The organism is Acinetobacter sp. YH1901134 (genome assembly GCF_013416965.1).
Lineage (GTDB): Bacteria > Pseudomonadota > Gammaproteobacteria > Pseudomonadales > Moraxellaceae > Acinetobacter > Acinetobacter amyesii.
Genome location: NZ_VPEW01000003.1, coordinates 50,650 through 74,563 on the forward strand (window position 1 = coordinate 50,650; position 23,914 = coordinate 74,563).

Genomic DNA, 23,914 nt, shown 5'->3' on the forward strand with positions numbered 1-23,914 from the left:
TGAATAGTATTAACAAAAATTTATATAAACAAGAATAGTGACTTAAATGTATTTCAAAAAATTAATTAGAACCAAAGGAATAGTCATTTGTTTTGCATTAATGGGATGTAGTGAGCCGACGTCTGTAGAGTTTAATGAAGGTATAAAAAAAGAATCATCTATTCCTTATAAGCTGACACCTTTGCAACTTAAACACATTGAGCAATTGTATGTTGCTATACGTGATAAAGATTTAGATCAAATCCAGAAAATAACAGATGAGAAGTTTTATCAAGCTTTGTTAGAAGATCCAACATTATTACCAGAAATATCTTCATATATTCCATATTTTGAAAAAGTTTTAGATTATAAAATGTTGGAATATAAAAGTATTAAAAATAGTGTGCATGGTGAACTAATTGAAGTAAGCCTTAAGTATGAATACGAGCAGCAAACTGTATTTTACACCGTATTATTTAAACAAGATGATCCTTTGGCTAAAATTATCGGTAGTCATCTAAAGTTGGTACTTAAATAAACCCTTAGAATTTTCAGTGGTACTTTATTAAATACATTAAAAGTGAAGCTCATTTACCTTGCGTAAGTGAACAGAGTTTAATTTAATGTACTGTCAACAAGTTGGAAAGAGAAAAGTTAAAGAGATATCTTAATTTTAATATCAACTTTGAAGTTTTATATATACTCAAAAGCTTAAATTAGGAATAAGTGTGGTTATGAAGGCAAATTTTTTGTTACTAGGTTGTGTCATAGCGTTGTCAGGTTGTGACCAAATTGGCCAAAAAGCATTAAATGCAATACCAGACCCAAGTACTGAACAGACTGAAGTTGCCCAAGCTGCCTATGATCAATTACGTGAAGGCAATTTTGAAAAGCTGTACACTTACTTTGAACCAGAACTCAAAGCGAAGTTTGAACAGAATGAAAAAGAGCTGCGTAAATTTGCACGAGGTATTCCGAAACAAGATTACTCACGCAAAAATATTGTGGCTAAGCACATTGAAAAATCGACTGAAAAGCCGTCTTTATATACGGTCACTTATGAGTACGGTTATACCAATAAAAACCTTGTACAGTATGATGTAAGTTTTGATAAACCTGCAGGAAGTAACAAAATTCGAGATTTTAATATTTCAGTATTTGGTGAAAAAAATAAATAAAGTTTGGTAAAAAATAAAACAAAGCTGTAAAAAAGGACGCCGAAGCGTCCTTTTTTATGGCATAAAATTAAGCGGCATCTTTTAGATTAGAGGCATAATTTTTTTGTTTTTCAGTATCAAATTGGCCTTCCCATTTACTGATCACCAGTACCGCAAGCGCGTTACCAATCACATTCAGTACAGTACGTGCCATATCTAAAATACGGTCAATACCCGCAATGAATGCCAGACCTTCAAGTGGAATACCGACACTGCCGAGAGTCGCCAGTAAGACCACGAAAGAAACGCCAGGTACACCTGCAATCCCTTTAGAGGTAATCATCAAGGTCAGGACCAGAATCACTTGTTGGGTGATTGTCAGATCAATCCCGTAAAGCTGAGCAATAAAGATAGCCGCAATACTTTGATATAGGGTCGAACCATCGAGGTTAAATGAATAGCCAATTGGAATCACGAAACTGGTAATCGGTTTCGGAGCACCGTAAGCTTCCATTTTTTCCATAATACGGGGTAGGACAGTTTCAGAACTTGCAGTTGAATACGCGAGAATCAATTCATCTTTTAAGATCTTGATAATGGCCCAAACACTGAAGCCACAGAATTTAGCAACTGCACCTAATACAATGAAAATAAAGAAGAAAATTGCACCATAAACTAAAACTGCGAGTTTAAGCAGTGGCACAAGAGAGCTGAAGCCGAAATTCGCAACAGTTGCAGCAATCAAGCCGAATACACCAATAGGTGCAAACATCATGATCATGTGCGTAACTTTAAACATCGTTTCAGAAACAGCGGTCAACACTTTAATTAAAGGTTGTTTTACTTCCTGATCAAGTGCACCTAAACCTACACCAAACATCACAGAGAAAAAGATGATTGGGAGCATTTGACCACTCGTCAAAGCTGCAAAAAAGTTAGATGGAATAAGTGAAAGTATTGTTTGAATCAAACCATGAGAATGTTCACTGACTTCATGTGTTGTTTCTTGATACTTTGAAATATCGACTTGCGTCAATGCAGACATATCAATGCCGGCACCAGGTTGGAATACGTTGGCTGCAACTAAACCGACTAAAATAGCAACGGTGGTAATGATTTCAAAATAAATAATTGTTTTGAAACCAAGTTTACCTAAGTTGCTACCGTGACTTGTATTGGCAATACCTAAAATAAGCATCGACACAACAAGCGGAATAACGATCATCTTAATAAGGTTAATAAAAATTGAGCCCAAAGGCGTCAAAAAGTTATTAACTAAAGCATCACGATATTCAGGAGAATAGTGTAGGAAAGCACCAACAAGTATACCTAGAATGAGAGCAATCACGATTTGCCAGGCAAGGCTCACCTTAATCTTTTTCATACATCAGCTCTTTTGTCAGATTTGGGAGAAAAAAGCCCACAGTCATCCACGAACAAATGTTGCAGACAGACTGAATCCGCCATGACAAAAAGTTCTGAATAATTTGGGAGATAAATACGACAATATTTTGCAGTTTATATGAGAATACAGCCAACGATTTTGATCAAAACCAAACTGTTTGATCGATAAATTATCATTTTTAGTTGTATAAGCGATTCGATTATTAATTTTAATTTATAAAACGAATAAAATTGAGTTATTAATAAACGCTTCACGAAATCTCTGATTTACCTAGAAAGATCGAAAAACTAAATGTGAGCCTGTATTTTTCATTTTTATATAGAAGTTTGCTTTATACTTGTGAGGCAGATAAATCAGTGAAAATTCTATAAATCACACAGATTATCCGAACTAAATTTTAACTTTATATATTTTAATAATAACCAGAGGGCTTGTACGGTGTTGAAAAAATTAGTCGTCATCATTGCTTTAATCTTACCTATAACGGCTTGTGAAAAAATCGGCGATTTCTTGATTGCAAAATTCGAATCAAGCCTACCAAGTGAGACAAGCTCACAGCGTATCAAGTCAGAAAAATTATTCGCAGCACTACACCAACCCCATCAAGATAGCTTTTTGGCATTGGTTGAAGAAAATGTTCGTGATGCGATGCTAGCAGATCCAGAGCTGTTTTCACGTATGAAAAAGTTGATTCCTGTAGGTCAACCTAGCGCTGAAGCGGAAGTGATTCAGCGAATGGCAAATACTCGGCTGGGAGAAGGTAAGACCACAACAATTGTGTATAAATATGATTATCCGCAAAAAAAACTATATATGAGTGTGGTCTTTGCAGGTCATGATGGGGACGATAAAGTGAAAGGATTCTGGCTTGAAAACGCTGCAGAAAAAGAGTCAGATGATTTGGTTACTGAGATCACCTCAGATGTAGATGATTTTGATATTCAAGTGGATGAAGCATCGACTGTCACGCCAAATGCATACAGCTAATAGATGACAGCAAGAATTTAAATTTGAGACATGATTAGAAGCAAAGCGTTCGAGTCCATGATGAATAGGTTTGAACGCATTTCGCTTGATCTAGACATGTTTAACAGCGCAAACAGCATTATCGTTTGGAAAGCTTTAAACGCCAGACAGCAAGACATAAAAAAATCAGTCCAATACTTGTGAGGTAAAGCAGTTTAGGAATGACGATTGCTGTTGGCACACCCATCTGATTGAGTTGAAGGAACATTTGAATGCCTTGGGTCGAAGGTAATGCTTGAGCGAGTATTTGCATCCATTCAGGCATAGCTGCATGTGGCCATGCCGTTCCCGAAAGTAGAAATAGCGGAATAGAACTAAAAACGATGACATGTCCTGCACGTTCTGGCAGGTCAAGAAAAGTGGCGAGATAGAGGGTCATTGCAATAATACAACTGAGGAAGATGGGTACAGCAATGAACATGCCACCAAAATTTCCACCTCGTGGATAATCATTCAGCCAAAAAGTAAAACCAAATAAATAGAAGCACCCTAAAGTCCCGATAGTCAAAATACACAAGAAGATGCCAGCTAATTGTGAATAGCTCGGACGCCAAGTGGTGTTTTGTCGATAGGTCGCAATCAGCATGGATAGACCCAATAAAATCGTCTGATGAATAATTAAGGGAGCAACCGCTGGGAAAATATAGCTGCCATAGCCTGAAAGTGGATTAAATAATGGAATCTTATGGATAGACAAAGCCGGGCTAAAATCTGATATGTTCTGGAATTTTTCTGCATATTCGACGAGGGCATTTTCCATAGAACTGGCTAAACCTAAGCCAATTTTTTGTGTCTTTAGAAAGTTTGCAGCACTGAGATATAAACCAATTCCACCGGTTTCACCACGGCGAATGCTATTTGAAAGATTACTCGGCAACAGTAAAATCCCGTCAGCTTGCTGACTACTGAGCATATTTTCAGCCTCAGCAAAATTACCAGTCACAGCTCGAATTTCTACATTGGGGCTATTGGCTACGGCACCAATAATCGTATTGGTGAGTATGCTTTGTTCCTCATCCACCACAATAATGGGGAGCGATTCTGCGTGTTCCGCTTGATAGGCAATAGGATAAAAAAAACTGTAAAGAAAAACAGAAAGCACTAAAGTGGTAAAAATCGAACTGTGCTTCACAATATCTTTAAAGGTTTGAATATAGTGTCTGAGCAAATTTGATAGAAATGACACGATTACATTCATATGACTTGCTCCTTTAGTACTTTACGTAGAAAGAAGCTGGCAAGAACAAAATAGAACAGACAGTAAATGATCAGGGTGACAAGCGGTGTGATTGAAATGGAGATTGGGCTACCAATGACCCATTGTTCTGTTTGTAATTTGGCATAAGGCGTATAGGGAATAATATTGGCCCAAAACTTTGTAAACATCGGTGCGTTATTCAGCGGCAATGTTACCCCTGCAAAACTCAGTGATGAGCCACCATATACCGCAATAAAACCAAAAGACTTGGTGAGATCACGCGTTGCTAAAACTACGGTAGAGCTGATAAAGGCATAGGCTGTATAAAAAAACAATTGCCCGAGCAAAATGAGCAGTAATGACCCCTGAACAAACCATCCTCGTAACACGATTAGCCAAAACATCCACGCCCATGTCCAAGCGGTAAAAATGAAAACATAACTGAGATTTTTAGCAATTAAAGCTTTAAAGATAGAAGTCGGTTTCACCCATTGATTTACAGTGCCATATTTGATTTCTTGACCAACCGAAAATGCGACACAGCAACACAGTAGTAAATGTAGAATCGCAGGAATCATGTAGGGCTCTAAATAGAACTCATAATTTAAACCCGGATTATATAAGGGTGAAATTTTGACATTGGGTGTCGGTGCATCGAGGTAGGGAATGGTATTTTCTAAATACTGATGACCACTAAAATCGGCCATGGCTTGCAGTGTACTCAGTAACATGGCTGATGAAATACTATTGCCAACACTAAAATAGCTTTGGTTATAGGCAATGCTGATTTCTGCATCTTTTGCTTGAACCAGTCGTTGCTCTGCGCCAGCAGGAATATGAATATAGCCCCAAATTTTAGTCTGATTTAAAAGCTTTTCAGCATCGTCCATACTGGGTGTAATGGTGGCTACTTTTAATGTATGGTTGAGCTGCGCAAAATGGGTAATGTTGCGACTTAAACTGCTTTGGTCTTGGTCTATGATCGCGATAGGTAAATGATCTGGTTTGCCTTGAGCAAACATATTGGTAAAGAGCAAAATCACAAGGGCAGGGGCAAGTGTGACCATGCACAAGTCCCATTTATGCTGCATCAAATAGCGAAACTCACGCAGAATGCCCCTAAACATTATTTACGCTCTTCAATTTTAAACAAAACGCTCATACCCACTTTTAAGTCAGCAATCGGCTGAGCGGGTTTCAGTTGGACTTTAAAACTACGAATGTCATAGCCGCCCGTTTGTCGCGTGGTTTTAATCGTTGCAAATTCACCTTCGGCTTCTATGTGATCAATTTTAAACTCGGCAGATTTGTTTAGCGAAGGTATAAATCCTTGCATGGTCTTGAGTTGATACACTTGAGCATACTGGTCTTCACGGACATTTAAGCTAATCCACAAGCTATCATCTTGAATCAGACTCACTACGGGCACACCCATCGCAACTAATTCTGAAACTTTGCCATAGGTTTTTGAAATGGTGCCATTGGAGGGTGCAAACAATTTGGTTTCAGCCTCAAGTGCATTGGCTTCAGCCAACGCGGCTTGCGCAATCTTGACTTGGGCATCTGCCGAGCTTTGTTGTTGCGGTGTACTGCCACGTTTTGCACGCGCATATTGTTGATAAGACGCTTCTGTCATTTGTGCAGCAGACACTGCGGCAGCTTGCATTTCATCACGGCGTTGTCGTGAAATCACACCTTCTTTATAGAGGTTTTGACCACGTTGGTAGGTGGTTTGCGCCAATTGTTGCTGTGCTTTTAGACTTTGCCAATTGGCATACAAACTATCAATATTTTCTTGTTGAGAGCCGCGTTCAGCTGTGGATTGCAGTGCTTGCGCAGATTGGAGTGCAGCTAAAGCCTGTTGTTTCTTTGCATCGACTTCGGGGCTGGTTAAACGAACCAGTGCTTGACCTGTTTGTACTTTTTCACCGTCATGCACATATATTTCTTCGATACGACTGGGTACTTTGGTACTAATGTGGATGGTTTCAGCCTCAACTCGACCTTGTAATTCAACCTGCTTGGGCTGATAACTTTTCCATAAGCCAAATGCAATCAATGCCAAAAGTAGTATCAATATAATGCCAACGGCAATTTTTATCAGTATAGATTTCTTATGTTGGTCTTTTGATGAGGAGAAAGAGTGGTCTTGCTCTAGAGACGTTGAATTAACAGATTCTGTCGGCTTTTTATCCATCGCGATTTCGTCTTGCGTACTACTGTTTTCCATAACAGGCTTTGGTACAACCGTATCATTTGTTGATGTAACAGATGATTTATCCTCAGTTGAGGTGTCTTTTGGTTGATCAGTTGAATCCTGATTCATGTGCATTTCCCCAGTCTAAGTTTAACGGATGTAATCGGTGTGTGATTGATTGATATAGCTTTGGAACTGGTCAATGCTCCCGTGACTTTGTAGCAATGTTGCAAGTGACATCACGTATTTATAAGCATTAAGCGCCATTTCACTTTGTAGCCCACTCAGTGCATTTTGTGCATCAATGACTTGTGTGGCTGTTCCCATATCTTCCTTAAATGAAAGCTGTTGGATTCTTAAATTTTCTTGCGCGGCTTTTAGATTTTGCTGCAACAACAGGTGACTTTGCTGAGCGCTGGTGACTTCATTAAACGAGCTATAAATCAGGCTTTCGATTTCTTGTTTGGTACGCTCGGTCATTAACTCAGATGCATAGCGTTGAAGTTCAGCGGCTTGTACGGATTTGTTTTTATCAATACCTGAAAATAAGTTGTAGCGAGCGGCAACACCAACGATCCAGTTTTGTTTATCGTCAAGACTATATTCACCAAAGGCAAAGACGTTGGGTTTTTTTGCTGCGCTTTGGGCTTTCACATTGGCACCGGCCAATTGACTGTCCAATTGCATTTTACGCACCAAACTAGACTGATCCTGATAACTTTTTAGTAAGGCGGTTATATTTTGATTGTGTTGCTGATTGATAAATAATGGCGTTGTAAGATCAGTAATTTGGCTGCTTTGCATTAAGTTGTTTAACTTAAATAAGCTAGAGCGGAGATTCGCTTCAGTATTTTGAAAAGTTCTGAGCGCATTATTCTTCGCCACTTCAAATTGCATACGCTGGCCTTTACTAATGAAACCCTGTTGTTCCATTTTGAGTGCATTGGCATAGTGTTGTTGCATCGCATTTAAATTGAAGCGGCTGCTTTCGACTAATTTTTTTTGTAATTGAGCATTAAAATAGGCTTGGATTAATTCAAAACGTTGCACATCTTGTTGTTGTTCACTGCTTATCGCGCTGCGTTTGGCTTGGATATTGGCAATTTCCTTGGCGCTAGACGTTAACCCACCGGTATACAGCGGCATCATTACGGAAACGGTAGGGCGGATCACTTGATCATCTAAGACCACTTGGGAAGAATCTGGAATTAATCCGACACCATCACGGATTGGCTGTTGCAGACTGTCTTTTAATGGGTCTGCTAAATCACTCGGTAAGCTTTCATCAATTTTATTATTAATGCCATTACTCAGCGTTTGTTCTAAGTTGTTTTTTAAGGCGCCGAGAGGAATATCGAGTTCATTATGAAAGGCATAGGCACGGACGTTTAAATCCACACGAGGTAAACCAAGCCCTTTAATGGCCTGAGCTTGAAGTTCGGCAGATTGTTGTAGCGCTTGGTTGGTCTGAGTACTATACGAACTAGTGAGTAGACTTTGTTCTGCTTGGCTATAACTGATACTTTGCGCAAGTACGGTGGGGCTAAAAAAGCCACTGAAACAACCAAGGCCAAGCAGTAAACCTGAACGAAATGTATGTTTAATTTTTATAGAATAATCTGTTCGAGGTAAAGGCATAAAAACACACTCACAGCTAGGATGGGTTCATTATAGTCATTGTGATGAAGTTGGGTAAATTCACTAAGTTGTTGTATTGTTTCATATACATATGTAAATAAATTTTATCTTTGCAGCGCGCATCATTTTTCGCACATCAAGACCTTAAATTAGCATCAATTCAAGGGATAAAAAATATCAGTAAATCTAATAATTTGAATTAAGAAGAATTAATTTTGATCTTTATTGAAATTTTGACTTCAAATGTCAGACAGCATTGGAATATTTTCAGCTTTAACTACTGCAAGCACGCGTCAGATATGGTTAAATGCCATCATTTTATTGTGTTTCACTTTGAAAGGAAAACTCATGCGCGCGTACAACTTCTGTGCTGGTCCTGCTGCATTACCCACTGCCGTTTTAGAAAAAGCTCAAGCTGAAATGCTTGACTGGCAAGGCAAAGGCCTTTCGATCATGGAAATGAGCCACCGTAGTAAAGACTATGTCGCTGTGGCAGAGAAAGCAGAAGCTGATCTTCGTAAGTTGATGAATATTCCAGACAACTATAAAGTGTTATTCCTTCAAGGTGGCGCATCACTGCAATTCTCTGCGATCCCATTAAACCTATTGGGTAAAAACAGCAAAGCAGACTATATCCACACTGGTATTTGGTCTGAAAAAGCGTTGAAAGAAGCACAGCGTTATGGCGACATTAATGTCGTTGAAGCGGGTACGAGCATTGACGGTAAACTTGCGATTACTGATCAAAGCACTTGGAACTTATCTGATGATGCGGCTTATGTGCATTATGCAGATAATGAAACCATTGGAGGTCTTCAGTTTGCCAACATTCCTGAAACAGACAAGCCATTGGTTGCCGATTTTTCATCAAGCATTTTATCTGCACCATTAGACGTCTCTAAGTTCGGTTTAATCTATGCAGGCGCTCAGAAAAATATTGGTCCGGCTGGTTTAACTTTAGTGATTATTCGTGATGATTTATTGGATCAAGCGAAAGCAGATATTCCAAGTATCTTGAAATATTCAGCTCAAGCGAAAAATGGTTCAATGGTGAATACACCATCAACTTATGCATGGTACTTATCTGGCCTGGTTTTTGAGTGGTTACTTGAGCAGGGTGGTGTAGACGCAATTTATAAAGCGAATATGGCAAAAGCTGAATTGCTTTATGGTTATATCGATTCAAGCGATTTCTATGCAAATCCAATTGCAAAAGAATTCCGTTCAATCATGAACGTACCATTTACTTTGGCGAACCCAGAATTGGAAAAACAATTCTTGAAAGAAGCTGAAGAAAACCATTTACTGAATTTAGCTGGTCACCGTTCAGTGGGTGGTATGCGTGCAAGTATTTATAATGCTGTTCCGCTAGAAGGCGTTCAAGCACTGGTTAACTTTATGGATGACTTTGCAAAACGCAACGCATAATCCTAAAGACATAAAAAAACCGGCAAATGCCGGTTTTTTTATTGAATAGATTAAAAAATAAAAGTATGTAAAACGTATGCACAAATCAGCATACCTAACATAAAAAATAAGCAGGACATTGGCTCGATTTGATATCGAGATTCCATGTGATGGTCAACTTGCGATAAGTTTTCTTCTTGCACGACTTTCATAGATATTCTTTCCGATCTATTTATCGTTAATTACTATTTCTTAAACGCATTTTTAACATAATTATTTGATTAAATAAAGTACTATCTGCCGTAAACTTACTAAACTATTTAGTTTATTTAAAAATAAGCAACTGAATTGATAAATTTAGTTTTATAAATTTCCTATCTTATTTATTTATATTAGATTTTTATATTTTATCCTTTGTAGATGGATTTATTTAGCAGCATTATTTTGAATTTAATATTGTGGATAAGTTATTTTAATTTGAATTTAAAAATAGAATATATTGACTGGTTTATGGATAAGAAATAATCAATCATTTAAATATTCAGCGAATACACATGATTAGCGAGAAATAAAAAAACCGCACTGAGGCGGTTTTTTTTATGTGAAATTGGTTTTTTCAATTTAAATTAGGCAGATTTTGCGTAAATATTGGCTTGTATCCACAAGTTGCCACGAATATATTGCCCAACATTGAAATCTTTATGCTCCGGATTTCGTGTTGCAACACGAACAATCACCGCTTCTTGGTTTTCTTCGTGGATTAAGGTCACATCATACAGCGTATAGTCTTGCTCTTTAAATTGCATGGCAGTTTTGCCAACAATATGCCCTTGGAACCATGCTTCGTCTTCTTGTCCGAGGTTTTCACCATATAGGTATGCAACCATTTTAGAAAAATCGACGGTCACTGGCGCTTTGTCATCTTCAGACTTTGGTTGCCATGCTTTAATTTGTTCGTGTAAGTCTGCAGGGGCAACACCATTATTTGCTGCCAAGATATCGTTTAAAGCACGATGATGTTTAATCGATGCGGGATCGTCAACAACAAGCTGTTCATGTTCTGCGACAGCTTCGAGTTCATAGGCCCAAGCATTGAGTTGCACACTGTAGGTTACATCTTTTTCATATTGGTCGTGATTGACGCTATATAAACTATCAAAAGCATACACACTGGTATTTGCGCCTAAGTCGAGGCAAAGCACAGCTTGCGTATTGGATTTACAGGTAATAATACGTTCAATGGTGGCTTTGGTTTTATATGGGCTATCAAAACTTGGAAATGCAGTTTTAACGGCTTTAGGTTTATTATTTTCTACCGCAATCACTTGGCAAAGTTGTATCGACGCTTGAGATGGACCTTGAATCAGCCATGTACTTTGATCCATATCAGATTCTTGTGCACATAAGCCCATCGGCATAATGGGTGCATCCAATGCCTGACCCAGCCAAACTGGTACATCCGTTGTCGGGTTGCCGGTGAGCAAATTCCAATGTTCAACATGACTACCAAAAGTTTGATCTTCAATAGTGATAATTTCAGGGCTATTTTGTTTTTTCATATGCACAATTGATATTGGGTTGGTTTCATAGTTAATAAATCGAGGGTTATTTGAAATTTTCAAGTCACCGACGTCATATTTATCATGAAATCATGCATAAAAAATGTTTTCAGTAGGATTTAAATGTAAAAGCATTGGAAAATAAGCCCAAGTTGGAGTCATTTTGCAGCTTTTCGATTCTCATGATTAGAGAAATGTAGATCCATTCAGCGGATGCAGATCCCCCAAATTGTCATGTAGATTTGTTACTATGGGCCATGTTTAAAAGTGAATGGAAAATCAGTGCTGCCATTTAAATTATGGGTGGATGCAGATGCGTTACCACGCATTTTACGTGATGTGATTATTCGTGCTTCTGATCGTTACAAGTTAGAAGTCACTTTTGTCGCCAATCAAAATGTTGGGATAACGCCTTCGGTGCGAATTAACTCGATTCAAGTCATGAGTGGGGCAGATGCAGCGGATAAAGAAATTATTCAGCGCATGAAAGAGCACGACATCGTGATGACACAGGATATTCCACTTGCTGCTGAAGTGATTGAGCGGGGCGGTATAGCGATACATCCACGCGGAGAGATTTATACCACAGCAAATGTCAAAGCACGTCTACACTTACGCGACTTTATGGATACTTTACGGGGCGCAGGTGTGCAAACCGGTGGTCCAGCACCGATTTCTGAACGTGATAAGCGCGAATTTTCTAGTAGCTTAGATCAAACCATTCAAAAGCAAAAACGTAAAACGGCGCAGAAGTAAAAACCATGCCATCTAAAACAAATCTAGCGACGACCTATGCGTTGTTGGTGTTCATTTGGTCGACCACGCCACTTGCCATCGTTTGGAGTGTCAGTGATATCAATGCGTTTTGGGCACTGACATTACGCTTTTTTATCGCATTACCCTTGGCTGTCGCATTATTGTTTATTTTTAAACATAAACTTCCGATGGATAAAACCTCCCTGCACAGTTATTTGGCGGGGGCATTTAGTTTTATTGGTTCTCAGATTTTTACCTATATGGCAACGGCCTATCTCAGCTCAGGCATTATTGCCCTGATGTTTGGTTTGGCACCAATTATGACGGGTCTGATCGGTCGTTTCTTCTTTCATACCTATCTGCATCGCTTGCAATGGATTGGGATGTTGATTGCCGTCTGTGGTTTAGCCATTATTTGCTTAGGCGGCAGTGATCAGCACGTACAGCCTGTTGGCATCGTCTTAATGTTAATGAGCGTATTCGTCTACTGTATGTCGATTTTTTGGGTGAAAAAAGTCAATGCGCCATTGCAGCCCATGTCTCAAGCCACGGGTTCGATTCTTATCTCAGCACTATTTTCTGCTGCAATGCTACCGTTTATTTGGCAGTATGCACCGACACAGATGCCTTCGACCAAAGCACTCATTGGCTTATTTTATGCAGTGATTATGGCTTCATTGATTGCAATGTTTTGTTATTTCAAACTGGTACAAAACATCAAGGCGACAACTTTGTCTTTAACAACAGTCCTCACACCCATGCTTGCTATGCTCTTTGGTGCTTTACTGAATGATGAAAAATTATCATTGATGGTTTTACTTGGTGCTGTGATTCTATTATCAGGCTTGTTTGTTTATTTTTATAAAGATTTTCGGGCGAACAGAGAGCTCGCCCACAAATTAAAACATTGATTAAAAATCACTCTTTGTTTTGGGTCAGTGCGATACACTCTGCAAGTTTGACGCGGTCTTGAGGGAGCAGTGTGATAAAATAGGCACCCGTACGGTATAAGTTGCTTTCTTCTTCACGGCTATAAACCACTTGCGCAGTTGCCGCAATATGGAAGAAATTTTCAGGGTGGCTTAAGGTCACATGGATATAAGTACCTTCTTTAATCGCGCGTTCGCTAAAAAAGCTCAAACCAGTCTCTGAAAAATTCACATGCTCAGGCACTGGTAACATGCTTTGTACAATTGCGTCGTATAAAGAACCCGTAATAAGGTTTAACTTTTGGTTAAATAAGGATAAGATTCGAGCAATTTGTTGATCTTTCTCAGCTAATTGTTCTAATTCGTAGTTGAGTGCATGATCAAATTGATCTAATTCAGCAAGTAGTAGAAAATAGCGCGGCAATACAAAATTAGGATCGTAAGGATCATTCAGTGCAACATCATCAGAGATAATCTGATAGTTGATGCGCAAAGCAGCATCGATACGCGACATTACACGGCGTTCAGTTTGAACGCTTTGATGCTGTAAGTTTTCCATAATATATATTACCTCGGACTAGATGGTTATGTTTAAACCAATCTCGCTGTATATAGGGTTGAGATACACTCGCGCTCGGCGCAGTAACCACTTTATTTCTTTTATTGCTCTGGTATCCATGATCGGCCTCACGCTTGGTGTGGCAGTCCTTATTACAGTTTTATCTGTGATGAATGGTTTCGATCGTGAGCTGAAAACTCGTGTCTTAGGAATGATACCTCAAGCCACTGTTTCTTCAACACAAATTTTAACAAATTGGCCTGAACTTGCAAAAAAAATTGAGCAACATGAGCATGTTCAAGGGGTCGCACCATTCACCCAATTACAGGGAATGTTGACGGCACAAGGTCAAGTGTCTGGCATTATGGTCAGTGGGATTGAACCGCAGTATGAAAAAAAGGTATCAATTATCCAAGACCATATGGTGGAAGGCAGTATCGATAACCTGAAAAAAGGTGAATTTGGTATTGTCCTTGGCAAGCAAATGACAGATGCCTTGGGTTTAGGTTTGAATGACAGTGTGACTTTGGTGCTTCCTGAAGCAACACCTTCTCCGGCTGGGGTCGTTCCGCGTTTTAAACGATTTAAAATTGTGGGTATTTTCAGTATTGGTGCAGAAGTTGATTCGATGATGGGCTATGTGGCTCTGAACGATGCAGCGACTTTATTAAGACTGCCAGATGGTGCGCAAGGCATCCGTATGAAGTTGGATGATATTTTTGCAGCGCCACAAGTGTCTCAAGAAATTGTGCGTGATTTACCTGCAAACTTCTATGCTTCTGACTGGACATATACACACGGCAACCTATTTAGTGCGATTCAAATGGAAAAGGCAATGGTAAGTTTATTGCTGTTCCTGATTGTATTGGTTGCAGCATTTAATATCGTGTCTTCATTGGTGATGGTGGTCACTGATAAAAAATCCGATATTGCCATTTTGCGTACTCTAGGTGCTTCACCGGCTACAATCACGCGGATCTTTATGGTGCAAGGTACCGTGATTGGGGTGATTGGTACGGTGTCTGGGGCAATTTTAGGGATTATTGCTGCATCTAGTATTAGTAATTTAGTTGGTTGGTTGAATACAACACTGGGCTTAAATATGTTTGATGCTTACTTTATCAACTATTTACCGTCTTATTTAAGATGGCAAGATGTTGTGGTGATTGTGTCCTTATCATTGGGTCTTAGCTTTATCGCGACTATTTATCCGGCTTTACGTGCAGCTAAAGTTCAACCTGCAGAGGCTCTACGCTATGAGTAATTTAGTTTTAGATGCCCAAAACATTACCAAATCTTTTACTGATGGTAAGTCTACAGTCGATGTGATTCGTGGACTTTCATTACAAGTCAAAGCAGGTGAGTTTGTTTCGATTGTGGGGTCAAGTGGTTCTGGTAAAAGTACGTTGTTGCATGTATTGGGTGGCTTAGATCGTCCAACATCGGGTCAAGTGATGATTAATGGTCAACGCTTTGACACTTTAGGTGAAGCCGAGCGTGGTTATATCCGTAATGAGCATTTAGGTTTTGTGTATCAATTCCATCACTTGTTGCCTGAATTTACCGCCTTTGAAAATGTGGCAATGCCATTGATGTTACGTAAGTCGAGTAACTTCAAAGAAGTGAAGCAGCAAGCTGAATATCTTTTGGAACGCGTTGGACTTTCCCACCGCATGACGCACAAACCTGGTGAGCTTTCAGGCGGTGAACGTCAACGTGTGGCTTTGGCTCGTGCATTGGTAGCAAGACCTAAGTTGATGATGGCTGATGAGCCAACAGGGAACTTAGACCGCAAAACCGCGGTGAAGATTTTTGAGTTGCTATCTGAGTTGCGTAAAGAATTTAACATGGCAATGCTAATTGTGACCCATGATGAATATTTAGCTCAATCTACTGATGCGATTTTGCATATGCAAGATGGTTTATGGGTAGATGACTAAGCGCTAAATTGATTTTGTAAAAAAATTAGTGGATTAAGATTGTTTGATTGAAGCTCACCGCGGTGGGCTTTATTATTGCCAGCACATAATAAAAATAATGACGACTCATGTTACAAAGTTTTTGTATTGGCTGGATTTTAGGTATTTCTTTTATGGGGTTCATGTTTTGGAATCCACAACTCTCGACAGCTCAGTTGCTTTTTATTGTCCTGATTTGGCTAGTGCTACAGCTCTACATTTCACCAAAACTAAAAAGTATCTTTTCGAAAATCTTACAGCTCAGTGCAAATCTTTGCATAGGTGCAATTCTCGGCTTTAGTTTCGCCAATACTCAACTCGATCAGCGTTTGGCATTGGTTGAACATCAGAGCAGACAAGGCGAGTTTATTGCGTATATTCCACAGATCAGCCAACTCAAAGACCAAGCAATTCAGCAAAAAATTGAAGTGCTCAATGTGAATCAGCAGATTCAACATTTTATGGCGTATTTACCCAATTCAATTTTGCAAAATAATGAACAGACGATTCAGTTGGTCCCTGGACAATACTATCGTATGTATGGTGAGTTACGACCTACCCAAAGCTATGTGACCGAAGGTGCATTTGACCAAGAACGGTGGAGTATACAGCAAAATATACATGCCAGTTTAAAGGTGAAGTCGGTCGAACTGATACCACCTCAACATATGACTGCGATGGGCTATGGACAGCAGTATCAACGATATCAAGCTGTGCTACACCAGTTAAAAATTAAGGTCGAACAACAACGTTTATATTTAAGAGCGTTTATATACCAACAACCGCTACGGAATCATGGCTTGCTGTTAGCACTGCTTACAGGTGATAAAAGTTTACTCACTGAAGGCACCAGTGAATTATTTCAACGCTTTGGAATGAGTCATTTATTGGCGATATCTGGTCCACATGTACTTGTTTTTGCCAGTATGTTCTGTTGGGCGATGCAGTTGGGTATCCGTAAATATTGTCCCAAAATTTATCTCAAATGGCCCAAACAATATGTATTGGTCGTGCCCTTTATCTTCTGTGTCCTTCTATATTGTGCTTTTACTGGCTTTGAAATACCGGCGCTAAGAACGCTGACGATCTGCCTTGTCGCCAGTAGCATGCTTTTGTTACGGCAAACCATTCAGCCTTTTCAATTGCTGGTTTTTAGTGCTGCTATATTATTGCTTGTGGATCCCTTTAGTATTTTATCCGCGGCATTTTGGTTGTCTTATGGCGCATGCTTTATTTTACTGCGGATTTATCAAACCTTAAGGAAGCATTTACTGGCTCAAACGGACGCCAGTTTTTGGCAAAAGTTAAAGCATTCAATGTGGTTGATGGTGGAATCACAATGGAAAATCTTTGTCGCTTTATTTCCATTGATGGTGATTTTTTTCAAGCAAGTGACTTGGATTAGCCCACTAAGTAATTTATTTGCCATCCCGTGGTTAGGGACTGTGGTGGTTCCTTTAGATATCATCGGAGGGGCACTTTCTTATATTTCGACTCCTCTGGCGCATTTGGTTTTTTTATTCAATGATCTGTGTTTGGAAATATTGCATGTGTTTCTCTATGGCTTAGATCGACTCTTTGCACCACAAATGCAAGATGTCGCATTGACGTCAACTCAGATCGTACTGTTGATACTCGCCATAGTAATCTTATTTTTACCTGAAGGTATCTTGCCAAAATATTGGTCGGTCATTGCCTTTTTTGCTCTGTTTATTCCATGGAAAAATTCAGCAAATTTTCAACTTTCAATTTTAGATGTGGGGCAAGGGCAGGCGATCTATATCCGTTCTGTAGATCATCATATGATGGTAGACTTCGGTGGAAACTATGATGAAAGTCAATTTAGTGTCGGGCAAAATATCATCCGGCCATTTTTGAGTGTGCAAGGTGTCCATCGACTAGATCGGGTGTTATTGACTCATTTAGATCAAGACCATAGTGGTGGCTTTTTCTCATTGGAGCAACAGCTTGATATTGGACAGCTTTCAAGTAATGAGCGGGTACAAACCATAAACCAAGCTCCACAGCGCTTATGTCAGCGTGGTCAGCAGTGGAATTGGGATCAGCAAGTCTATTTTGAAATACTCTCGCCAAAGCCTGAAGATCTGACAGATGCCAAATGGAATGCCAATGAACGTTCTTGTGTTCTATATGTCACGGTCAAAGACGTCAATGGCCCACGACATTTTCTATTGATGGGGGATGCGGGTTGGGAGACTGAATATCAAATATTAAGTGATTATCCAGACCTAAAAGTCGATGTCTTGGTGCTCGGACACCATGGTAGTCGGCACAGTTCATCCTATGCGTTTTTAAACCATTTTAAGCCCAAGTTGGCGATTGCTTCTGCAGGGCGCTTTAATCGTTATGGACATCCTGCAAACATGACACAAACACGCCTCAAACAATTAGACATTCCACTCTTGCAAACTGCACAAAGTGGAAGTATCCATTTCAAGCAAAATAAACAGCAAATTGAACTAATTGAAGAGCGGACAAAGTATAAATGGCTCGATCTATATCGCAGGCTATCTAAAGAATCTGAATAGAAAACTGCTTCAAGTGTATTGCTTGAAAATGTCATTCTGCCACATTTTTTATTGTTTGCTGTCTTTGATATTCCTCACGAATATCACGAATGCGTTGAGCGGCTTCTTCATCACTAATATTGTATAGATTTCTCAATTTTGGGTTGGCTTTAAAGCGTTTATAGCTCCAGTGATAATGCTCTGGATAACGATGAATTAAATCTTCCACTGCTTTAAAGATAACTATAGAGCCATCATCTGCATTGCCTTGATAGATATTCTCATCCATAGGTTCGATATGCATATCAAAACCATGATTATCGTTACGAATGGCATACAGTAAGAGCGCACGTGCTTTGGTTTTTTGAATTAATTTTGCACTTAAGTTGCTGGTTTTTAGTGGAATACCAAAGTATGGAATCATTTCGCCGCCGGCATTGGGGGTATGGTCTGGCAAGATCACAGTCGTCCCACCTTGTTTTAAGGCTTTGAAAATCTGACGTACACCTGATTCATCCGTAGGAACCAATATTGCTTGCTCACGGCTTCGAGCAGCACGGACAAAATTGTTGGCAGATTCGCTTTTTACTGGCTTGTACATGATGGTCATTTGAGTGTACTGCGCAACCCATGCATTCATGATTTCCCAAGTACCAAAATGTGGTACTACGAGTACAACGCCTTTTTGTAGGGCGAGCGCTTCATGTAAATATTCAGCGCCATGTACGTGATGAATCCGTTGAATATTTTTTTCTGTACTTGCACCCCAAATGTTAAAAAATTCAAAATAAGAACAAAGTTCGTTTCGAATCGCTTGTTTAGTGAGTTGAATGCGAGCTGACTCTGATAATTCAGGCAATGCAATTTTTAGATTGCGTTGAATCGTAGAGTAGGTTTTAGAGATTTTTAAAACATTGACTAACCCAGCCAAACCTTTTGCAATTAATCTTGAAATTTGAATAGGTTGACGGCTGATAAATTTTAACAGGTGATATGTGGTGTCCTGTGAATTTTGGTCGGTCATCTTATTTAAGTCTGAAAGAAATGAAAGAAAATTTAAAATAATTATAGGGGAAAATGAATTGATTAGACAGTTATAGCGATTAGCGTGTATATAATGACTACAAATTAACGATCAAATGGGTTTTTTTATGTCCGAATGGCCACCAAAACCTGAAGAAAAACAGCAAAGTTCTTCAAACAATATTCAGCAGCCAACTGGAAATGAATGGAAAATATTAGAAAAAGCCGTGCTTTCTTCCGTTGAAGAACAACGTAGAGCACGTAGATGGGGCATATTTTTTAAATTTTTAACCTTTGCTTATTTGCTATTTATTATCATTGCGATGGCAAAAAGTTGCAGCATGTCATCATCAGATCCTGCAGCAACAGCGAGCTCACATATTGCCGTGGTTGATATCATTGGGACCATTGCAGCGGACAAGCAAAGTGTAAACAGTGCAAATACCATCAAAGCTTTGAAAAAAGCTTATGAAAATAAACAAAGCAAAGCGATTGTTTTAAATATTAATTCACCAGGTGGTTCACCTGTTCAGTCTGATGAAATTTGGCAAGAAATTCAGTACTTGAAAAAAGCCCATACCGATAAAAAACTGTATGCCATTATTGGTGATACAGGCGCTTCAGGTGCGTACTATATTGCGTCTGCGGCAGATGAAATTATTGTCAATCCTTCAAGTTTAGTGGGTTCGATTGGCGTGATTATGCCGAATTATGGTGTTAGTGGTTTGATGCAAAAATTCGGTGTAGAAGATCGCACCATGACTTCGGGTGAGAACAAAGCCATTTTATCCATGACTCAACCTGTTGATGCAGCACAAAAAGCACATGTTCAAGGTGTACTTGATAATGTTCATGCGCATTTCATTAATGCAGTGAAGGAAGGTCGCGGTAAGAAATTAAAATCAAATGATCCAGCTATTTTCTCAGGTTTATTTTGGACGGGTGATCAGGCTGTGAAGCTAGGTATTGCTGACCGTACAGGTAGTTTAAATAGCCTGAAACGTGAATTGAAAACTGAAAAAGCCGTGAACTACACCATTGAAAATAGTCCGTTTGATTCTGTACTAGGTCGTATGGGGAGTTCATTTGGTCAAGGTTTGGCAAGCGCATTGTCACAACAGGTTCAATCTGAAAACAGCACGAAATTACAATGAAACCGTTAATTCATTTTGCGCACGCCAATGGCGTGCCATCACGGGTTTATCAAAAATTGTTTGATTTACTGAGTGATGAATATGATGTGATCTATGTGCCGTTACTTGGGCCTGATAAGCGTTACCCAATCGATAACCATTGGAAAAGCTTAACACAGCAAGTCATTGACAGTATTGTACGTCAGGCCAATGGTCGTAAGGTGATTGGATTAGGTCACTCATTAGGTTCGGTTTTAACATTTCAGGCTGCTTTACAACGCCCAGAATTGTTTGAACAAGTGTTAATGATTGATCCGCCTATGATCATGGGGAAAGAGTCTTTTGCTTTGCACATCGCAAAACTCCTCAAACTTAGAGTCCTCGATAAAATGTCCCCAGCAGGATTGTCGAAGCGTCGTCGTGATCATTGGGACAGCCGTGAACAAGCAGCAGAGCTTTTAAGGCCGAAAGGTTTTTATAAAGATTTCGATCCAGACTGTTATCAAGCTTATATTGATCATGCCTTGATGGACGATAAACTGCGTGGTGGGGTGGAATTGACGATTTCACGTGATGATGAGGTTCATATTTTTCGAACTAATCCTTCACTGTGGTGGTTACCTCATGCTCAACCGCAAGTACCTGTACAGCAGTTAATTGCAGAGCAGGGACCATTTTTAGCTCGGCACTTTCCACAAAAGGTTGAGAAAAAATTTGGGATTCCATTTAAAGTTGCTGCAGGGAGTCATATGTTCCCATTGGAACATCCTGTGGAAACTGTGGAATTGATCAAAGATTTACTTAAATTGTCTAAGCGTCATTATTGAACCTTAAAAACCACAACACATAAAAAAAGCACTCTATAGAGTGCTTTTTTTATGAATGAAACATTCTACTTTTGAGATTTATTTCGCATTTTCAAATTGTAAAACAACTTTGTTGTTGGCATCTAAAAATTTCAAATGATCTTTAGAGGCATCATAATGAGTAACTTGGCTCAATGCCTGCGAAAAATGTTGAGGAATATTTGTCGCAGTCAAACACGCTCTTTGTGTTGTAGCAAGGTTTGAAAATTGGATTTTTGTGTTTTGCACAGCGTAACCGCCCATGAATCGATTACAACCATCAGAACCACTTACACGAGTATCGTCGAAAGTGATGGTGGGTACGTTCGAATTGTTAGGGTCAGCTTCAAGCTTAACGCCTTGAATTTCACTCGCAACCCAATTTTTGTTTTGTAATTTATCTAAATTACGATCAGTAGCCGGATTTGATGTCGTAGCACAACCAATCATACCCAGTGTTATACATGCACAAGTCGCCAGTGTGATGGATTTTAACATGTGATTTTCTCCACTTTTGTTTGAAGGATGTAATATTTCTAGATTTATAAGGTTTACTAATTGCAATATAAGCTTATTATTTTAATGATGCTAAAAGCTTTAATTTAACTAAAAACTACATATTGATCATAAAGTTGAACATTCTGCAAAAATGGATTTTAGATTTTAGATTTTAGATTTTAGATTTTAGATTTTAGATTTTAGATTTTAGATTTTAGATTTTAGATTTTAGTAATAAATAGAGTTTTATTTGGCCCTTAAAAAACAAAACGCACCCTAAGATGCGTTGATTGTTAAGTTATACAGTTGCTTAGAACTTACAGAATTGAACAGGTTGTTGCAAAGGCTCGCCACGATATAAAACACCGTTTTCAGTGTGTTGAATGGTGCCATTACAAATCCATTCTGCCACTTGAGGGTAAATCACATGCTCAAGCACGTGAACCCGATCTGCCAGACTTTCAGCATGATCATGCACATTGACTTTAAGTACGCCTTGAGCAAGCGCTTGACCAGCATCCAGCTCTGCAGTCACATAGTGAACTGTACAGCCATGGAAGACATCACCGGTGTTTAAAACACGTTGATGAGTATGCATTCCTTTATAATTTGGTAGCAGAGAAGGGTGGATGTTAATCATTTTTCCTTCCCATGCTTTGACAAATTTTGCGCTTAAAATGCGCATAAAGCCTGCCAAAATGACCAAATCAACATCCCAGTCGAGCAGTTGTTGATGCATCACATCATCAAAAGCTTCACGACTTGGATATTGCTTATGTTCAATGACTGCAGTTGCAATCTTTGCTTTTCTTGCACGTTGCAGTGCAAAAGCGTCAGGTCTATTGGAAATCACCCCAACGATTTGACCTGATAGATTGGCATCGATCAGGGCTTGCAGGTTAGATCCGCTGCCTGAAACAAGTACAGCAATTTTAATCATGAACGTTGCTTATGCGAAAACTACACGGATTTTTTCGTCAGCGCCTTCAACAGATTCAGCATTATCTGCAATGTGACCCATTGTGAATGCTTTTTCGCCAAGGCTATTGAGTAATTCAACAGTTTTGTCAGCATCGGCTGCATCAACCACGAGAACCATACCTACGCCACAGTTAAATGTGCGGTACATTTCAAATTGTTCAACACCACCTTCTTTTTGAAGTAGTTTGAATAATTCTGGCCATTCCCAAGATGCTTCATTGACTACCGCTTGAGCACCATTTGGCAGTACGCGAGGTAAGTTACCCGGTAAACCGCCGCCTGTGATGTGCGCCATAGCGTGTACATCCACTTCTTTCAATAACTGAAGAATTGGTTTTACATAAATACGTGTTGGTTCCATTGCTGTATCTGCAAGTGGACGACCATCAACGATTTGAGTAAGGTCAACGTTTTTCACATCTAAAATTTTACGAAGAAGTGAGTAACCGTTTGAGTGTGCGCCAGAAGATGCAACACCAACTAAAACGTCACCCGCTTTAACTTTAGAGCCATCAATAATTTTACTTTGCTCAACTACACCTACGCAGAAACCTGCAAGGTCATAGTCTTCGCCTTCATACATACCTGGCATTTCAGCAGTTTCACCGCCAACCAATGCACAGCCTGCAAGTTCACAACCCGCACCGATACCAGTCACAACATTTGCTGCAACGTCAACGTTGAGGTGGCCAGTTGCATAGTAGTCAAGGAAGAACAGTGGTTCAGCACCACATACAAGAAGATCGTTTACGCACATTGCAACCAAGTCTTGACCAATTGTGTCATGACGGTTCAAATTCAATGCTAAACGCAATTTTGTACCAACACCATCTGTGCCAGATACGAGAACAGGTTCTTCATAACCTTTAGGAATTTTACAAAGAGCGCCGAAGCCGCCTAGGCCGCCCATTACTTCAGGACGTGCAGTACGTTTCGCGACAGATTTGATACGATCGACTAACGCGTCGCCCGCTTCAATGTCGACACCTGCATCTTTGTAGCTTAAACCAGTGTTTGGGGTAGAAGTTGAGTTGCTCATAATGAAGTCTCCGCATTCGCGCGGGGATTATAACCTGAATATGCAAAACTCTTATGCTATTTCGCACTAAAATGTTATCTTTATTAAAATATTTTCCTT

General features: G+C 39.4%; 22 protein-coding genes. 11 read left to right on the plus strand and 11 right to left on the minus strand.

The genetic code is table 11. The features are described from left to right. The first annotated feature begins 46 nt into the window (after positions 1 to 46). The gene (locus FTV50_RS01830) at positions 47 to 517 is read left to right on the plus strand and encodes a hypothetical protein (protein ID WP_180023309.1); all 471 of its coding nucleotides are present in this window, start codon (positions 47 to 49) and stop codon (positions 515 to 517) included. A gap of 196 nt (positions 518 to 713) precedes the next feature. Beyond that, entirely contained in the window at positions 714 to 1,157 is a 444-nt protein-coding gene (locus FTV50_RS01835; protein ID WP_180023310.1) for a DUF3887 domain-containing protein, read from the plus strand. A gap of 67 nt (positions 1,158 to 1,224) precedes the next feature. On the opposite strand, the gene gltP is transcribed toward FTV50_RS01835, so the two are convergent. Then, positions 1,225 to 2,520: a glutamate/aspartate:proton symporter GltP gene (gene gltP, locus FTV50_RS01840; RefSeq protein WP_180023311.1), complete on the minus strand. Its 1,296-nt coding sequence runs from the start codon at positions 2,518 to 2,520 to the stop codon at positions 1,225 to 1,227. 459 nt (positions 2,521 to 2,979) lie between these two features. On the opposite strand from gltP, the gene FTV50_RS01845 reads away from it, so the two are divergent. Continuing rightward, positions 2,980 to 3,528: a hypothetical protein gene (locus FTV50_RS01845; RefSeq protein ID WP_180023312.1), complete on the plus strand. Its 549-nt coding sequence runs from the start codon at positions 2,980 to 2,982 to the stop codon at positions 3,526 to 3,528. A gap of 118 nt (positions 3,529 to 3,646) precedes the next feature. Here FTV50_RS01845 and FTV50_RS01850 read toward each other — a convergent pair whose 3' ends face one another. The 4 genes from FTV50_RS01850 to FTV50_RS01865 all read right to left on the minus strand — a co-directional run bounded on the left by FTV50_RS01850 (position 3,647) and on the right by FTV50_RS01865 (position 8,600). Further along, positions 3,647 to 4,765 carry an ABC transporter permease gene (locus FTV50_RS01850; RefSeq protein WP_180023313.1) on the minus strand — a complete coding sequence of 373 codons (1,119 nt, stop codon included), beginning with the start codon at positions 4,763 to 4,765 and terminating at the stop codon, positions 3,647 to 3,649. Further along, complete coding sequence (locus FTV50_RS01855) at positions 4,762 to 5,892, minus strand: ABC transporter permease (protein ID WP_180023314.1); 1,131 nt, start codon at positions 5,890 to 5,892, stop codon at positions 4,762 to 4,764. The genes FTV50_RS01850 and FTV50_RS01855 overlap by 4 nt, the downstream gene beginning before the upstream one ends. Beyond that, positions 5,892 to 6,995: an HlyD family secretion protein gene (locus FTV50_RS01860; RefSeq protein ID WP_373683668.1), complete on the minus strand. Its 1,104-nt coding sequence runs from the start codon at positions 6,993 to 6,995 to the stop codon at positions 5,892 to 5,894. Before FTV50_RS01860 ends, FTV50_RS01855 begins: the two co-directional genes overlap by 1 nt. A gap of 117 nt (positions 6,996 to 7,112) precedes the next feature. Further along, positions 7,113 to 8,600 (minus strand): TolC family protein, encoded by a 1,488-nt coding sequence (locus FTV50_RS01865; RefSeq protein ID WP_180023316.1) that lies wholly within the window; start codon positions 8,598 to 8,600, stop codon positions 7,113 to 7,115. Between the two features lie 348 nt (positions 8,601 to 8,948). On the opposite strand from FTV50_RS01865, the gene serC reads away from it, so the two are divergent. Next, the gene (serC, locus tag FTV50_RS01870; RefSeq protein WP_078190394.1) at positions 8,949 to 10,028 is read left to right on the plus strand and encodes a 3-phosphoserine/phosphohydroxythreonine transaminase; all 1,080 of its coding nucleotides are present in this window, start codon (positions 8,949 to 8,951) and stop codon (positions 10,026 to 10,028) included. 605 nt (positions 10,029 to 10,633) lie between these two features. On the opposite strand, the gene FTV50_RS01875 is transcribed toward serC, so the two are convergent. After that, complete coding sequence (locus FTV50_RS01875) at positions 10,634 to 11,566, minus strand: hypothetical protein (protein WP_180023317.1); 933 nt, start codon at positions 11,564 to 11,566, stop codon at positions 10,634 to 10,636. Positions 11,567 to 11,833: 267 nt separating this feature from the next. Here FTV50_RS01875 and FTV50_RS01880 point away from each other — a divergent pair, with 267 nt between their 5' ends. Both FTV50_RS01880 and FTV50_RS01885 read left to right on the plus strand, forming a co-directional pair. Beyond that, positions 11,834 to 12,322, plus strand: a complete 489-nt coding sequence (locus tag FTV50_RS01880; protein WP_373683664.1) for a YaiI/YqxD family protein — start codon at positions 11,834 to 11,836, stop codon at positions 12,320 to 12,322. A 5-nt stretch (positions 12,323 to 12,327) separates the two neighbouring features. Continuing rightward, positions 12,328 to 13,233 carry a DMT family transporter gene (locus tag FTV50_RS01885; protein WP_168378072.1) on the plus strand — a complete coding sequence of 302 codons (906 nt, stop codon included), beginning with the start codon at positions 12,328 to 12,330 and terminating at the stop codon, positions 13,231 to 13,233. Between the two features lie 7 nt (positions 13,234 to 13,240). Here the strand turns inward: FTV50_RS01885 and FTV50_RS01890 are convergent, their stop codons facing one another. Further along, positions 13,241 to 13,810: a PilZ domain-containing protein gene (locus tag FTV50_RS01890; RefSeq protein WP_078192054.1), complete on the minus strand. Its 570-nt coding sequence runs from the start codon at positions 13,808 to 13,810 to the stop codon at positions 13,241 to 13,243. Positions 13,811 to 13,838: 28 nt separating this feature from the next. Between FTV50_RS01890 and FTV50_RS01895 the strand changes: the two genes are divergently transcribed. From FTV50_RS01895 to FTV50_RS01905, 3 genes are all read left to right on the plus strand, one after another. After that, the gene (locus FTV50_RS01895) at positions 13,839 to 15,074 is read left to right on the plus strand and encodes a lipoprotein-releasing ABC transporter permease subunit (RefSeq protein ID WP_180023318.1); all 1,236 of its coding nucleotides are present in this window, start codon (positions 13,839 to 13,841) and stop codon (positions 15,072 to 15,074) included. Then, a complete protein-coding gene (lolD, locus tag FTV50_RS01900) occupies positions 15,067 to 15,750 on the plus strand; it encodes a lipoprotein-releasing ABC transporter ATP-binding protein LolD (RefSeq protein ID WP_180023319.1) in 684 nt (227 codons plus the stop codon). The genes FTV50_RS01895 and lolD overlap by 8 nt, the downstream gene beginning before the upstream one ends. A 107-nt stretch (positions 15,751 to 15,857) precedes the next feature. After that, entirely contained in the window at positions 15,858 to 18,317 is a 2,460-nt protein-coding gene (locus tag FTV50_RS01905; RefSeq protein ID WP_180023320.1) for a DNA internalization-related competence protein ComEC/Rec2, read from the plus strand. Between the two features lie 31 nt (positions 18,318 to 18,348). Here the strand turns inward: FTV50_RS01905 and FTV50_RS01910 are convergent, their stop codons facing one another. Then, the gene (locus FTV50_RS01910; RefSeq protein WP_168378069.1) at positions 18,349 to 19,320 is read right to left on the minus strand and encodes a lysophospholipid acyltransferase family protein; all 972 of its coding nucleotides are present in this window, start codon (positions 19,318 to 19,320) and stop codon (positions 18,349 to 18,351) included. A 127-nt stretch (positions 19,321 to 19,447) separates the two neighbouring features. On the opposite strand from FTV50_RS01910, the gene sppA reads away from it, so the two are divergent. Both sppA and FTV50_RS01920 read left to right on the plus strand, forming a co-directional pair. Continuing rightward, complete coding sequence (gene sppA, locus FTV50_RS01915) at positions 19,448 to 20,473, plus strand: signal peptide peptidase SppA (RefSeq protein WP_180023321.1); 1,026 nt, start codon at positions 19,448 to 19,450, stop codon at positions 20,471 to 20,473. Further along, entirely contained in the window at positions 20,470 to 21,279 is an 810-nt protein-coding gene (locus FTV50_RS01920) for an alpha/beta fold hydrolase (protein WP_180023322.1), read from the plus strand. Before sppA ends, FTV50_RS01920 begins: the two co-directional genes overlap by 4 nt. A 78-nt stretch (positions 21,280 to 21,357) precedes the next feature. Here the strand turns inward: FTV50_RS01920 and FTV50_RS01925 are convergent, their stop codons facing one another. The 3 genes from FTV50_RS01925 to purM all read right to left on the minus strand — a co-directional run bounded on the left by FTV50_RS01925 (position 21,358) and on the right by purM (position 23,815). Beyond that, the gene (locus FTV50_RS01925; RefSeq protein WP_078192049.1) at positions 21,358 to 21,795 is read right to left on the minus strand and encodes an META domain-containing protein; all 438 of its coding nucleotides are present in this window, start codon (positions 21,793 to 21,795) and stop codon (positions 21,358 to 21,360) included. A gap of 310 nt (positions 21,796 to 22,105) precedes the next feature. After that, complete coding sequence (purN, locus tag FTV50_RS01930) at positions 22,106 to 22,735, minus strand: phosphoribosylglycinamide formyltransferase (protein ID WP_111883942.1); 630 nt, start codon at positions 22,733 to 22,735, stop codon at positions 22,106 to 22,108. Positions 22,736 to 22,744: 9 nt separating this feature from the next. Further along, on the minus strand, positions 22,745 to 23,815 hold the full coding sequence (gene purM / locus FTV50_RS01935) for a phosphoribosylformylglycinamidine cyclo-ligase (protein ID WP_078190382.1): 1,071 nt from the start codon (positions 23,813 to 23,815) through the stop codon (positions 22,745 to 22,747). Positions 23,816 to 23,914 lie beyond the last annotated feature (99 nt).

Coding starts and splice junctions, on each gene's coding strand:
- FTV50_RS01830 (WP_180023309.1), top strand. CDS start 47: ATGTATTTCAAAAAATTAATTAGAACCAAAGGAATAGTCATTTGTTTT.
- FTV50_RS01835 (WP_180023310.1), top strand. CDS start 714: ATGAAGGCAAATTTTTTGTTACTAGGTTGTGTCATAGCGTTGTCAGGT.
- gltP (WP_180023311.1), bottom strand. CDS start 2,520: ATGAAAAAGATTAAGGTGAGCCTTGCCTGGCAAATCGTGATTGCTCTC.
- FTV50_RS01850 (WP_180023313.1), bottom strand. CDS start 4,765: ATGAATGTAATCGTGTCATTTCTATCAAATTTGCTCAGACACTATATT.
- FTV50_RS01855 (WP_180023314.1), bottom strand. CDS start 5,892: ATGTTTAGGGGCATTCTGCGTGAGTTTCGCTATTTGATGCAGCATAAA.
- FTV50_RS01860 (WP_373683668.1), bottom strand. CDS start 6,995: ATGGAAAACAGTAGTACGCAAGACGAAATCGCGATGGATAAAAAGCCG.
- FTV50_RS01865 (WP_180023316.1), bottom strand. CDS start 8,600: ATGCCTTTACCTCGAACAGATTATTCTATAAAAATTAAACATACATTT.
- serC (WP_078190394.1), top strand. CDS start 8,949: ATGCGCGCGTACAACTTCTGTGCTGGTCCTGCTGCATTACCCACTGCC.
- FTV50_RS01875 (WP_180023317.1), bottom strand. CDS start 11,566: ATGAAAAAACAAAATAGCCCTGAAATTATCACTATTGAAGATCAAACT.
- FTV50_RS01885 (WP_168378072.1), top strand. CDS start 12,328: ATGCCATCTAAAACAAATCTAGCGACGACCTATGCGTTGTTGGTGTTC.
- FTV50_RS01890 (WP_078192054.1), bottom strand. CDS start 13,810: ATGGAAAACTTACAGCATCAAAGCGTTCAAACTGAACGCCGTGTAATG.
- FTV50_RS01895 (WP_180023318.1), top strand. CDS start 13,839: ATGTTTAAACCAATCTCGCTGTATATAGGGTTGAGATACACTCGCGCT.
- lolD (WP_180023319.1), top strand. CDS start 15,067: ATGAGTAATTTAGTTTTAGATGCCCAAAACATTACCAAATCTTTTACT.
- FTV50_RS01905 (WP_180023320.1), top strand. CDS start 15,858: ATGTTACAAAGTTTTTGTATTGGCTGGATTTTAGGTATTTCTTTTATG.
- FTV50_RS01910 (WP_168378069.1), bottom strand. CDS start 19,320: ATGACCGACCAAAATTCACAGGACACCACATATCACCTGTTAAAATTT.
- sppA (WP_180023321.1), top strand. CDS start 19,448: ATGTCCGAATGGCCACCAAAACCTGAAGAAAAACAGCAAAGTTCTTCA.
- FTV50_RS01920 (WP_180023322.1), top strand. CDS start 20,470: ATGAAACCGTTAATTCATTTTGCGCACGCCAATGGCGTGCCATCACGG.
- FTV50_RS01925 (WP_078192049.1), bottom strand. CDS start 21,795: ATGTTAAAATCCATCACACTGGCGACTTGTGCATGTATAACACTGGGT.
- purN (WP_111883942.1), bottom strand. CDS start 22,735: ATGATTAAAATTGCTGTACTTGTTTCAGGCAGCGGATCTAACCTGCAA.
- purM (WP_078190382.1), bottom strand. CDS start 23,815: ATGAGCAACTCAACTTCTACCCCAAACACTGGTTTAAGCTACAAAGAT.